Raw genomic sequence first — 12,296 nt, 5'->3', positions numbered from 1 at the left:
CCTTTGCAACATTGGATCGGCTCGCAAAAAAACAAGTTCCGGTCGCAGAATTCTGGCGTCTTCAGCTGAGGGTTTGCTTAAGTTAGAGTCGAAGCCCTCGGACAGTATCGGGTTACTGATGAATCCCCTTTCCATCCTCCGCGACACCTGGTTCTTCTTCTCCCGTCACCTCGGCATCCTGGTGCCGCTGTGCCTGCCCTGGATCGTCATCGAGACACTGGTCCAGCAGCAGATCAACGTCGCCGCCGGCCCGCAGAACTTCGCGCCCTGGGGCATGGCCGCGGGCCTGGTGTTCTACCCGATCTACACCGCCAGCCTGATCCTGTTCATGATCGACACCGGCGAAGGCGTGCAGCGCAGCGTGCGCGAACTGTGGAGCGCGGCGCTGCGGCTGTGGCCGGCCTTCGCCCTGCTCTCGGCGATCACTTCGCTGCTGATCGTGATCGGCCTGTACCTGATGGTGCTGCCGGGCATCTTCGTGATGATCAAGCTGGCCTTCGCCGAATTCCTCCTGGTGCAGCGCGGCCGCTCGCCCATCGACGCGATGCGCGAGAGCTTCGCGCTGACCACCGGGCACTTCTTCCTGCTACTGATGACCTCCCTGGCCATCCTCGCGCCGGTCTGGATCGCCGAAGGCTGGATCACCGAAGCGGGCCAGAACGCGCCGGTGCTCAGCGTCGTGCTGCACTCGCTGAGCGGGTTCTTCCAGCTGCTGCTGACGGTGGCCGCCTACCGCATCTTCATCCTGCTCGGCCGCGAGGCGGCCTGAGCGGCAGCAACTCGCAACAAATCCTCCGGCGCATCGCGCGCCGGGGTTCTACGCTGGAGTCTCCTTCCCACCCCCCGAAAATCCGGAGTAAGGAGACTCGCCGTGAGCGACTTCCCGCCCAGCTGCCTTTCGCACATTTCCATCGGCACCAATGACTACCCGCGCGCCAAGGCATTCTACGACGCCGTGCTGCCGACCCTGGGCTGCCAGCCGATCATGGAGCACCCCGGCGCCGTGGCCTACGGCCGGGTGTTTCCCGAGTTCTGGCTGCAGAGCCCCATCGACGGCCGCCCGGCCAGCGTCGGCAACGGTACGCACTTCGGCTTCATGGCCAATTCCCGCGACGAGGTGGACGCCTTCTACCGCGCCGCGATAGCTGCCGGCGCCACCGACGAAGGCGCCCCCGGCCCGCGCCCGCTGTATGGCGACCCTTACTACGGCTGCTTCATCCGCGACCTGGACGGGCACAAGATCGAGGCATCGTTCTGGGACATGGCGCTGGCGGGCGGCGGTTTCGAGACCCACTCCCACTGATGAGCCTCACACGGAGGGCGGCGGATAACACCGTAGGCGTTATCCGCCCTACGTTAACTGTTCGAGCTTGCATCTGAAGCAATCACTCAATGCCCCGGCTTAAGCCCCGACATCTTCGGCACCAGCAGCTTCTCGAACAGCCGCGGGAAGAAGCGCGCCAGCAGCCGCGCCCGCCAGTTGACGTTGGACAGCACCAACAACCGCCGGCGGCGTAGCGCACCCTGGTAGATCGCCTCGGCCACGTCGCGCGGCGAGGCCACTTCCGTGCCCAGCACCACGGCCGGCTGGCGGATTACCGAGCCGTCCCCCACCAGGGCGTTCTTGCGCAGGTCGGTGGCGGTGAAGCCCGGGCAGGCCAGGGTAATCGCCACGCCGGTGCCGTCCAGTTCCATGCGCAGGGTGTCGAACAGTCCGTGCAGCGCATGCTTGCTGGCGTTGTAGGCGCTGCGGTAGAGCAGCGGGGCGAAGCCGGTCAGCGAACTGAGCACGACGATCTGCCCATGCCGCGCCAGCAGGCTGGGCAGCGCCGACTGAGTACAGTGCAGCGCGCCATAGAAGTTCACCGCCATCACCCGCCGGAACACCGCCAGCTCGGTCTCGATGAACAGGCTGCGGTGAGTGATACCGGCGTTGTTCACCAGCACGTCGATGCCGCCGAAGCGCTCGACGGCGAGCGCCATCGCGCGCTCCACCGCCTCAGCATCGGCGATGTCGCAGCGCAGGCCGAGGGCTTCGACGTTCAGGTGCTCGCGCAGGTGCTGCACCAGGCTGTCCAGCGCCGCCTGGTCGAGGTCGAGGATCACCGGGTGCGCGCCGGCCCGGGCGAAGCGCAGCACCAGCGCACGACCGATGCCGGAACAGCCGCCGCTGACCAGCACCACCTTGCGCCGGTACACCGAGTGCGAGAACAACGAGCGTGGCATGGCGACCTCCCGGAGCAGGCGCAGGGCGCGGTGTACGGCCTGCCTCAAGGTTGCAGGATGCTTCGCGCGGCAAATGCGCAGGTGAAATGCGCGGACACAGACACTATCCTCTGGACCCAACAAGCATAGTCCCTGGTCACCCATGAGCCTCTCGCTTCGCCGCCGCTTCCTCTTCGTGCTGTTCATCGCCCTGCTGCTCGCCGCCACCGCTGCCGCCTGGCTGCTGGCCTGGCATCCCGCCGAGCGCGAGGCCGTCGCCGCGCAGTGCCGCGCGCCCGCGCCGCAACTGCAGCCAGGGCAGGCGCTGAAGGTGATGACCTGGAACGTCCAGTACCTGGCCGGCAAGCGCTACATCTTCTGGGACGACCTGCCCGATACCACCGGCCCCGACGACAGCCCCAGCCCCGAGGACATCGCCTACAGCCTCGACGAAGTAGTGCGGGTGATCCGCGACGAAGCCCCGGACATCGTCCTGCTGCAGGAAGTCGACGACGGCGCCGCCGCCACCGGCAAGCAGGACCAGCAGGCGCTGATCGGCGACCGCCTGACCGATCTCTACCCCTGCTCCACCGCTGCCTTCGACTGGAAGGCGCGCTTCGATCCCAACCCCCATGTATTCGGCAGCGCCGGGCGCAAGCTGGTGACCTTCAGCCGCTTCCAGATCACCCGTGGCGAGCGCATCGCCCTGCCGCAACGCTCGTCCATCCCCCTGCTGCACCTGTTCGCCCCGCAACCGGCGTTGCTGCAGAGCGACCTGCCGATCCGCGGCGGCGGCCAGCTCAGCGTGATCAACACGCGCCTTGAGCGCCCCAACGGCGACGACACCCCGCAGCGTCAGGTCGAAGCCGTCGAAGCCCACCTGAACACCCTGCAGGCTGCCGGCCGCCCCTGGCTGCTGGGCGGCGACCTCGGCCTGCTGCCGCTGGGCCAGTACCCCTACCTGCCGGAAGTGCTGCGCGCGCCCTACCGCGCCAACAGCGAGCTGAACCTGCTGGCGGCGCGCTTCCCGGTGGTCCCGGCGGTGGAGGAATCCAGCGGCGCCGACCAGGAGAAGTGGTACACCCACTTCCCCAACGACCCGCGCGTGCACAAGCCCGATCGCACCCTCGACTACCTGTTCCACAGCCCCGGCCTGAACCGCCTCGATGCCGGCGTGCGCAGCCACGATACCCTGCGCATCTCCAACCATTTGCCGCTCTCCGCGCGCTTCCTGCTGCCCCACTGAGCGCCGCGGCACATCGCCACCGGGCCAGACTGGACAAGCGAGGCGCGGCGGCCCCATGCTCGGCCGGCACTGCATAACAACGACAACACGCACTTCGGGTATCCATGCACTTTCGCCATCTCGTCGGGCTGATCGTCGCCCTGCTCTGCCTCAACGCCTTCGCCGTCGACCGGCCCACGCTGGCCGACCGGCTACCGCATCCGCTGCCGGCCCTGACCGTCGGCTACTACGAATTCCCGCCCTACACCTATACCGCCCCGGACGGCAGCACTCGCGGCAGCGGCGCCGAGATGGTCCGGCGCATCCTGCTCAAGGCCGGTTATCGCGCCGATTTCCGCCCCTTGCCCAGCGCCCGCCTGTACCTGGGCCTGCAGGACGGCAGCGTGCAGCTCTGGGCCGGCGCGCCGGGCAAGCCGGAACTGCTGGGCAGCACACTGGAGTGCGAACGCGTGCTGGGGCATGTCGAGCTGAACCTCTATCGCCTGGCCACGCGGACCTCGCCGAAGCTGCCCGAGGGCTTGAGCGGCAGTCGGGTGATCCTGATCAGCGGCTACAGCTACTGGCGGCCGATCACCGAGATGCTGGCCGACCCGAAACTGCAGCTGGAAGTGCACCGCACCAGCACCCACACCGCCGCCCTGCAGATGCTCGAACGCGGTCGCGGTGATTACCTCATCGACTACCAGACCCCGGTGGAACAGGCGCGCCGCGAGCTGAACATGGCGCCGCTGGCCTTCGACAATCTGTACAGCGTGCCGACCAAGCTCATCGTCTCCCGCCACGCCCCCGACGCCGAAGGCCTGCGCGCGCAGCTGGACCACGCCTACGACGAACTGCAGTCGGCGGGTTACGAGATGAAGTTGCCCTGACTCCGTAAGGCGGGAATGGCGCAGGAGCGTACTCAAGCGACGGAGACGACCTGTAGGAGCGGGCCATGCGCGCGATCGCGGGCATGGCCCGCTCCTACAGGGAGCACATCACGTCTGTGCCAGACCTACCCCTTGCGCGGCTTGGCCCGCGCCGTCGGCTCGGCGATCAGCGGGTCATCCGGCCAGTAGTGCTTCGGATAGCGCCCCTTCAGGTCCTTCTTCACTTCCGCATAGGTGCTGCGCCAGAAGTTGGCCAGGTCCTGGGTCACCTGCACCGGCCGCTGTGCTGGCGACAGCAGGTGCAGCTTCACCGCCACCCGTCCTCCGGCAATGCGCGGCGTATCGGCCAGGCCGAACAGCTCCTGCAGGCGAACGGCGAGCACCGGCGGAAACTCGCTGTAATCCAGGCGGATATTCGAGCCGGACGGCACCTGCAGCGCGCGTGGCGCCAGCTCGTCCAGCCGTTGCGGCAGCGGCCAGGGCAGCAGCCCATGGAGCATCCCGCTCAGCTCCAGATTGGCGAAGTGCGACAGCCGCGAGACCTTGCCCAGGTACGGCAGCAGCCAGTCTTCCAGCGAAGCCAGCAGCGCGGCGTCGCTGACGTCCGGCCACTCGCTCTCGCCCTTGCCTTCCAGATCGAGCCGACGCAGCAAGGAGATGCGCGCCTGCCACTGGCGCAGCTCCGGCGTCCACGGCAGCAGCTCCAGCCCCTTGCGCCGCACCAGCCCGAGCAGCGCGCGGCTGCGCGCCTCGGCGTCGAGTTTGGGCAGCGCCTCGGTGGACAGCACCAGCTCACCGACCTTGCGCTGGCGCTCGGCGCGCAGCGCGCCTTCACGCTCGTCCCACTCCAGCTCGTCGTGGACACTGACCTGTTCGGCAAGGATCGACTCGAACAGCCCCGGCTCCAGCGCCGCCGCCAGGTAGATGCGCTCTTCGCGCTGGCCCTGGCGGCTGCCGAGATCGGCGACCACCAGCCAGGCTTCCTTCATCAGCGCATCCGGCTCGCCGAACAGCGCCGCGCGGCCGTTGGCCAGGCGATATTCGCCGCCACCGACACGTCGCTGGCGGGCGATGCGGTCCGGGTAGGCAAAGGCCAGCAGGCCGCCCAGCCAGCGCGGATGATCGGGGTCGGCCACCGGCTCGCGCGCCGGGCCGCGCAGGTAGCCCCTGAACTGTCGCGCCAGCTGGCGCACCCGCTGCACCGCGCCCCGGCTGGCGCGCGGGCCGTTCTGCTCGCCGGCCAGCAAGGCGATGCGGTGATGCAGGTCGGCGTCGTTGCCGCGCAGGATGTCGCGCTCACCGAGCAAAGCGGCCAGGTCGCAAGCCAGTTGCCCCAGCCCGAGCGCATGGCCACGCAGCAGCAGGTGGGCGATACGCGGGTGCGCCGGCACTTCGGCCATGGCCTGACCGTGGGGCGTGAGGCTGCCGCCACCGGCGCGGGAAGCCAGCGCGCCGAGGCGCTCCAGCAGGTCCTGGGCCTGCGCATAAGCGGCGGCGGGCGGCAGGTCGAGCCAGGCCAGCTCCTGCGGGGCGACACCCCAGCGCGCCAGCTGCAGGGCGAGGCCGGCCAGATCGGCCTGGAGGATTTCCGCCGCGCCATAGGCCGGCAGTTGATCGTGCTGCGCCTCGGACCACAAGCGGTAGCAGGCGCCCGGCTCCAGCCGCCCGGCACGGCCAGCGCGCTGGGTGGCGGAGGCGCGGGAGACGCGCTGGGTTTCCAGGCGGGTCATGCCACTGCCCGGATCAAATCGCGGCACCCGCGCCAACCCTGCGTCCACGACGACACGCACGCCGTCGATGGTCAGGCTGGTCTCGGCGATGTTGGTCGCCAGCACCACCTTGCGCTTGCCCGCCGGCGCCGGCTCGATAGCAGCACGCTGGGCGTCGAGGTCGAGTTCGCCATGCAGCGGGCAGAGCAGGACATCGGAGCGGCCGACCAGGGCCTCGCCCAACTGCTCGGCGACGCGGCGAATCTCCGCCTGGCCGGGCAGGAACACCAGCAGGCTGCCGGGCTCGTCGGCCAGCGCCTGCAGAACCGTCTGCACCACGCGCGGCTCGATGAACTCGCCGGCCTGCCATGGCCGGCCCCAGCGAATAGCCACAGGGAACATGCGCCCCTCGCTGCGCACCACCGGCGCGTCGTCCAGCAGCGCGGAGAGGCGCTCGCCTTCCAGCGTGGCCGACATCACCAGCACCTTGAGCGGTGGCTCGTCGCGTAGCAGTGCGCGACCATTGAGGGTCAGCGCCAGCGCCAGATCGGCATCCAGTGAGCGCTCGTGGAATTCGTCGAAGATCACCAGCCCCACGCCCTCCAGCGCCGGGTCATCCTGCAGGCGGCGGGCGAGGATGCCCTCGGTGACCACTTCGATACGCGTCCTGGGGCCGACCTTGCTGTCCAGGCGAATGCGGTAGCCGACGGTCTCGCCGACCTTCTCGCCCAGCTCCGCGGCCAATCTTTCAGCGGCGGCGCGGGCGGCCAGCCGGCGCGGTTCCAGCATCAGGATCGACTGGCCGTCCAGCCACGCCTCATCCAGCAACGCCAGCGGCACGCGGGTGGTCTTGCCGGCGCCGGGCGGCGCCTCCAGCACCACCTCGTGGCGCCCGGCCAGGGCCTGGCGCAGGGCGGGAAGGACGCTGTCGATGGGAAGGGCGTTCATGCCGGCTCCTGGAACTCGAATTTCATAAGGCGGTAACCCGGACTGCGCGGGGGGCGGCGATTATAGCGGGCGAACCACGGTGCCAACCCAGCAGTCATAGAAGCAACGAGAACGCTGGCTAGTGCGAATCTGCCAGCAGCGACAGCAAGCTCGTTGATATAGTTGTCCGCATCATCCTCCCGGAGGTTTTTTCATGCGTCTTGCCACCCGAGTCTCCTGTGCAGTTCTGAGCGCCGCCCTGTTCAGCCAGCTGACGGCCTGCGGCACCCTGTTCTATCCCGATCGCCGCGGCCAGATCGACGGCCGGATCGACCCGGCAGTCGCTGCCCTGGACGCCGTCGGACTGTTGTTCTACATCATCCCGGGCCTGATCGCCTTCGGCGTAGACTTCGCCACCGGCGCGATCTACCTGCCCGACGAGAAGTACTCGGTCGCGCCGGAGAAGCTCAAGGATGCCGTGAGCGAAGACGGCACCGTGGACAAGGCTAAACTCAAGGCGATCCTCGAGCGTGAAACCGGCCGCAGCCTGCCCCTGGACGATCCGCGTCTGATCCAGCGCAGCGGCTACCTCCAACAACTCGCCAGCCTGGGCCTGCGCCCGGAGGCCTGATATGCACGGCGCTCTCGCTTCACACCTTCAGCAACTCCTGGCGTACCACCAGTGGGCCTACGAACGCATCCTGGAGGCCGTCGCGCCGCTGGATGAAGAGGCCTATCGCGCACCGCGCGGGCTGTTCTTCGGCAGCCTGCACGGCACCCTCAACCACCTCGCGGTGGTCGATCGCATCTGGTTCGCCCGTGTGCAGCGAGAGCCCTGGCAGTTCGAACGCCTCGACGCCGAGGCCGCGCCCGACCGCGCCGGCCTCGCCGACTTCCTGGGTGACGGTGTCGGCGCCTGGCGCCTGTGGCTGAGCAAGCAGAGCGATGCCACCCTCGGCACCCAGCTGGACTACCGCAACATGGCCGGGCAGGAACACCGCCAGAGCCTGGCGAACATCGTCCAGCACCTGGTCAACCATGGCACCCACCACCGCGGGCAGATGAGCGCCGCGCTCACCGCGCTGGGCCACAAGGCGCCGCTGCTGGACTACATCTACTTCCTGCCCAACCGCCTGGACACCTGATGCTCAAGCACGCCAGCCACGCCCACCTGATGCGGCTGGCGACCTTTGCGTCGCTCGGCGTCGCCACCACCCTGATAGTCGCCAAGGCCATCGCCTGGTGGCTCAGCGGCTCGGTCAGCCTGCTGGCCGGCCTCACCGACTCGCTGCTCGACGGCGCCGCATCCTTCCTCAACCTGCTGGCGGTGCACTACGCCATCCGCCCCGCGGACGACGACCACCGCTACGGCCACGGCAAGGCGGAATCGCTGTCGGGGCTGGCCCAGGCGCTGTTCATCGCGGTCAGCGCCGTGTTGGTCGGCACTCAGGCCATCGACCGCCTGCAACACCCGGAACCGGTGGAAGCCGTGGGCTGGGGCGTCGCCGTGATGATCCTGTCGCTGGCGCTCACCGCCGGCCTGTTGCTGGTGCAGGGCTACGTGGTGAAGATCACCGGCTCCAACGCCATCCGCGCGGATTCGCTGCACTATCGCTCGGACCTGCTGCTCAACAGCAGCATCCTGGTGGCGCTGCTCCTGGCACAGTTCGGCTGGCAGCAGATGGACGCCATCTTCGGCCTGGGCATCGCCTTCTACATCCTCTGGAGCTCCTTCCAGATCGCCCGCGAATCCGTCGCGGTGCTGATGGACGAGGAGCTGCCGCCGGACGTCAGCACGCGCATGCTCGAACTGGTGCGCGAAGTACCCGGCGTGCTCGGCGCCCACGACCTGCGCACGCGGATTTCCGGCACGCACTGGTTCGTCCAGCTGCACCTGGAGCTGCCCGGCGAGCTGTCACTGTCGAAGGCGCATCATCTTTGCGACGAGGCGGTGCTGGCGATCCACAGGGAATTCCCGCGGGCCGAGGTGCTGGTGCACGCCGACCCGCAGGAAGTGGTAGGCAAAGAGACCATCAGCTAGAGAACATCAGTTGACGCTGTAGCCGCGCCCGCTCAGACAGGCGCCCAGGGCGCGGCGGTAGTTGTCGGCGACGTAGGTCGGCGGCGCATAGCTCGCCAGGGCCGGGTCGAAGCCGCTCTGGTCGGCGGCCCAACGGTGGCATTCATAGCGATCGCGTGCCTGCTGGTCCGGGCCCTGGTTGTACATCGGGTAAGCCATCACGTCATAAGCCGATTGCGCCACGCTGGCCACCTGCTGCTGCGGGGGCTCCACCACTTCGTAATCCTGCGAGCCGGCTTGCCACAGGTAGTAGGTGCCGGCCGCGAGGAAGTAGCCGATGCTGCCGATCCACACCTGCTCGGCGTAGGACGGCAGGTAGCGCACGCGCACACCGTAGGGCGGCGTCACCACCACATAGCGTGAGCCGTAGGGACGATACCAGTAGCCATCGTTGAAGTAGTAGTCGCTGCCGCGATAGGGCACACGGTAATGCCCGCTCGGCATGGCGTTGACCACATAGCCCGGCCGCCAGTAGGACGGATGCGGGCCCCAGTTGCCGTGGGAAGGCGGCGGGCGCCCCTGCCAGCCGGCCGATGGCGGACGGTTGCCGCCCTGCCAGCCGGGGCTGCCGTGATCGTGGCCGTGGTCATTGCCTTGCGGACGACCTTGCCACTGGCCGCCGTTGCCGCCCGGCGGACGTCCCTGCCACTGCCCGCCGTTGTTGCCCTGCGGACGCCCCTGCCACTGACCGCCGTTATTGCCCTGCGGACGGCCCTGCCACTGATCGCCATTGTTACCCTGCGGATGGCCCTGCCACTGACCGCCGTTGTTGCCCTGCGGACGGCCCTGCCACTGACCGCCATTGTTGCCTTGCTGATGGCCCTGCCACTGCCCGCCATTGTTGCCCTGCGGACGCCCCTGCCACTGACCGCCGTTGTTGCCCTGCGGACGGCCCTGCCACTGACCGCCATTGTTGCCCTGCGGACGCCCGTGCTCACGGTCACCATTGCTGCCCTGTGGGCGGCCTTGCCACTGCCCGCCGTTGCCGCCCTGCGGACGCCCGTGCTCCTGGCCGCCATTGTTGCCCTGCGGACGCCCCTGGGACTGCCCGCCAGTGCCGTTCGCGGACGGATGGCCCTGCATATCGGGACCTTCGGCCGCCAGCGCCTGAACCGCGACAGCCAGAGAAAGCACAGCGAACGAGGCGAACCGCCCGATGCCCGACTTCATGGATTCCTCACTTCGGCAACGGCCGAAAACCGTGATGCGACATAGCCATAGACCACGGCGCAAAGCTGCCATTGCGGGGCGCTGGGTAAAGTCAGGGTAAAGATGGCGGGGCAAATCGCAGGCAAGAAAAAAGGGAGGCTCGTCAGCCTCCCTTCCGGAATCTCGTCCTGCTCGTCGCTGTTGGCGCCGGCTCACCTCGCTCCGCCTTCTGGGCAGTGCGTAGCCCGGTGGCCGGCGCGATCCTGTTGGGTCGGCGGGCCGCGAAGCGCCTGATTGGGCGGATCGCTGGGGACGTGATGTCCGGGCTGTGAATCTGGAAGAAATAGTAAAGCGACAGAGCGGGGAAATGATTGCTAAGATTGCTCATACAGGCACCACCTGAGCAACAAATACCTAAAAATTACTCAACAAGCGCAATTCAATCGAAATACGAGGCCTTCATGGACAAGCTGGACCGCTACGACCTGCGAATTCTTGCCGAACTGCAACGCGACGCACGCATCTCCAATCAGGAGCTGGCCGAACGCATCGGCCTGTCGCCTTCCCCCTGCTCGCGGCGGGTCAAGCAGCTCGAGGACGACGGCTACATCGTCCGCCAGGTCGCCCTGCTGGACAGCAAGAAGCTCGGCCTGAGCCTCACCGCCTTCGTGCTGATCGGCATGGACCGCCACACACCGGAGCGTTTCGAACACTTCCAGCAAATCATCGGCAAGTGCCCCGAGGTGCTGGAGTGCAGCCTGGTGACCGGGATGGACGCGGACTACCAGCTCAAGGTGATGGTGCCGGACATGGAACACTACCAGCACTTCCTGCTCGGCACCCTGACCCGCATCGAAGGCGTGACCAGCGTGCGCTCGAGCTTCGTGCTGCGCAACGTGATGGCGAGCACCGAGCTGCCGCTGGATCATCTGCGGGTCTGATCGCTGCCACGGGCATGGCGTGCTCCAGCGGGGACGGGCCATGCCCGAGGTCTGTCCGCAAGGTCGACGCCACCCTGCGACACAGCATCGCACCCCAGTTCCCGCCAAACGAAATCGATACCGCAGATTTCCCGCGCCAACCGGCGTGCGGCGGGAATTTCCAGGGCGTTCCGCCCGTCCCGCAGCAGGAACTGATCAGTTTATGAACGGCTCTGAACGACAAAGCGCCGCATGCGTATAATGCGCGCCTTCTTCACCACCACCGCGCCCCGGCGTCCCTCGGAGACCCTCCGCACCGGGCAGGAGCTGTAATGAACGAAAGTTTCGAAGACTGGATGATGTATGGCCTGGTGACCGGCCTGATCCTGTTCATGGCCTTCATCGTCTGGGACCTCGCCAAGAAGTCCAAGGCCGGCCGCATGGGCACCATGGTGCTGTTCTTCGCACTGGGCCTGGGCGTACTCGGCTTCCTGATCAAGTCCGTGGTCGTCGCCGGGCTCGAAGGCGGCTTCTGACCCCGCGCCCTGCCCCGAGTCTCAGAGCTCGGGGCTGACTTCACGCCACTGTCCCGGCTGCAGCCCCTCCAGCTGCCATGGTCCGATGCGCACGCGCACCAGGCGCAGCGTGGGCAGGCCGACCGCCGCTGTCATCCGTCGCACCTGGCGGTTGCGCCCCTCGCGGATCACCAACTCCAGCCAGGCCGTCGGTATCGACTTGCGGAAGCGCACCGGCGGGTTGCGCTCCCACAGCTGCGGCTCCTCCAGCCGCCGGGCCTCGGCCGGCAAGGTCGGGCCGTCATTGAGCTGCACGCCCTTGCGCAGTTGGTCGAGCTGCTCGTCGCTCGGCTCGCCCTCCACCTGTACCCAGTACGTCTTCGGCAGCTTGTGCTTCGGATCGGCGATGCGCGCCTGCAGGCGGCCGTCGTTGGTCAGCAGCAGCAGGCCCTCGCTGTCGCGGTCCAGGCGGCCGGCCGGGTAGATGCCCGGCACGTCGACGAAATCCTTCAGCGTCGCTCGACCCTCGCTGTCATTGAACTGCGTCAGCACGTCGAACGGCTTGTTCAGCAGAATCAGCCTGGGTTGCGCCGGCGGCGCCTTGGCCACGCGGCGAGGCGCGGGGCGGGTGGCGGAACGACGATTGGCGGGACGCGGAGGACGGGGCATGGCGAAA

13 protein-coding genes are annotated in these 12,296 nt (G+C 67.9%); 9 read left to right on the top strand and 4 right to left on the bottom strand.

Going from position 1 to position 12,296, the window contains the following annotated elements:
- Positions 1-118 precede the first annotated feature (118 nt).
- Positions 119-769 (top strand): YciC family protein, encoded by a 651-nt coding sequence (locus IB275_RS03945; RefSeq protein ID WP_192290418.1) that lies wholly within the window; start codon positions 119-121, stop codon positions 767-769.
- Between the two features lie 102 nt (positions 770-871).
- Positions 872-1,303 (top strand): VOC family protein, encoded by a 432-nt coding sequence (locus IB275_RS03940; protein ID WP_192290420.1) that lies wholly within the window; start codon positions 872-874, stop codon positions 1,301-1,303.
- An 86-nt stretch (positions 1,304-1,389) separates the two neighbouring features.
- Here the strand turns inward: IB275_RS03940 and IB275_RS03935 are convergent, their stop codons facing one another.
- Positions 1,390-2,226, bottom strand: a complete 837-nt coding sequence (locus IB275_RS03935; RefSeq protein ID WP_192290422.1) for an SDR family oxidoreductase — start codon at positions 2,224-2,226, stop codon at positions 1,390-1,392.
- A 142-nt stretch (positions 2,227-2,368) separates the two neighbouring features.
- On the opposite strand from IB275_RS03935, the gene IB275_RS03930 reads away from it, so the two are divergent.
- Positions 2,369-3,451, top strand: coding sequence for an endonuclease/exonuclease/phosphatase family protein (locus IB275_RS03930; protein ID WP_192290424.1), 1,083 nt, complete (start codon positions 2,369-2,371; stop codon positions 3,449-3,451).
- Positions 3,452-3,555: 104 nt separating this feature from the next.
- On the top strand, positions 3,556-4,320 hold the full coding sequence (locus IB275_RS03925) for a substrate-binding periplasmic protein (RefSeq protein ID WP_192290426.1): 765 nt from the start codon (positions 3,556-3,558) through the stop codon (positions 4,318-4,320).
- Between the two features lie 125 nt (positions 4,321-4,445).
- Here the strand turns inward: IB275_RS03925 and hrpB are convergent, their stop codons facing one another.
- Complete coding sequence (gene hrpB, locus IB275_RS03920) at positions 4,446-6,977, bottom strand: ATP-dependent helicase HrpB (RefSeq protein WP_192290428.1); 2,532 nt, start codon at positions 6,975-6,977, stop codon at positions 4,446-4,448.
- 193 nt (positions 6,978-7,170) lie between these two features.
- Here hrpB and pmcY point away from each other — a divergent pair, with 193 nt between their 5' ends.
- The 3 genes from pmcY to IB275_RS03905 are packed head-to-tail and all read left to right on the top strand — an operon-like array spanning position 7,171 to position 8,997.
- The gene (gene pmcY / locus IB275_RS03915) at positions 7,171-7,587 is read left to right on the top strand and encodes a periplasmic Zn2+ metallochaperone PmcY (protein ID WP_192290430.1); all 417 of its coding nucleotides are present in this window, start codon (positions 7,171-7,173) and stop codon (positions 7,585-7,587) included.
- 1 nt (position 7,588) lies between these two features.
- Positions 7,589-8,101, top strand: coding sequence for a DinB family protein (locus tag IB275_RS03910; protein WP_081517196.1), 513 nt, complete (start codon positions 7,589-7,591; stop codon positions 8,099-8,101).
- Complete coding sequence (locus tag IB275_RS03905) at positions 8,101-8,997, top strand: cation diffusion facilitator family transporter (protein ID WP_192211179.1); 897 nt, start codon at positions 8,101-8,103, stop codon at positions 8,995-8,997. The genes IB275_RS03910 and IB275_RS03905 overlap by 1 nt, the downstream gene beginning before the upstream one ends.
- A gap of 6 nt (positions 8,998-9,003) precedes the next feature.
- On the opposite strand, the gene IB275_RS03900 is transcribed toward IB275_RS03905, so the two are convergent.
- Positions 9,004-10,206 (bottom strand): DUF6515 family protein, encoded by a 1,203-nt coding sequence (locus IB275_RS03900; protein WP_225607855.1) that lies wholly within the window; start codon positions 10,204-10,206, stop codon positions 9,004-9,006.
- A gap of 440 nt (positions 10,207-10,646) precedes the next feature.
- Between IB275_RS03900 and IB275_RS03895 the strand changes: the two genes are divergently transcribed.
- Together IB275_RS03895 and IB275_RS03890 are read left to right on the top strand one after the other, a co-directional pair.
- Positions 10,647-11,126 carry an Lrp/AsnC family transcriptional regulator gene (locus IB275_RS03895; protein WP_017521771.1) on the top strand — a complete coding sequence of 160 codons (480 nt, stop codon included), beginning with the start codon at positions 10,647-10,649 and terminating at the stop codon, positions 11,124-11,126.
- A 311-nt stretch (positions 11,127-11,437) separates the two neighbouring features.
- Positions 11,438-11,641, top strand: coding sequence for a DUF2788 domain-containing protein (locus IB275_RS03890; RefSeq protein WP_015475469.1), 204 nt, complete (start codon positions 11,438-11,440; stop codon positions 11,639-11,641).
- 21 nt (positions 11,642-11,662) lie between these two features.
- On the opposite strand, the gene IB275_RS03885 is transcribed toward IB275_RS03890, so the two are convergent.
- Positions 11,663-12,229, bottom strand: a complete 567-nt coding sequence (locus IB275_RS03885) for a pseudouridine synthase (RefSeq protein ID WP_192290667.1) — start codon at positions 12,227-12,229, stop codon at positions 11,663-11,665.
- Positions 12,230-12,296: the final 67 nt, after the last annotated feature.

It is taken from the genome of Pseudomonas sp. PDM21 (genome assembly GCF_014852505.2).
Lineage (GTDB): Bacteria > Pseudomonadota > Gammaproteobacteria > Pseudomonadales > Pseudomonadaceae > Pseudomonas.
This window is presented reverse-complemented; position numbering and strand designations above follow the sequence as displayed.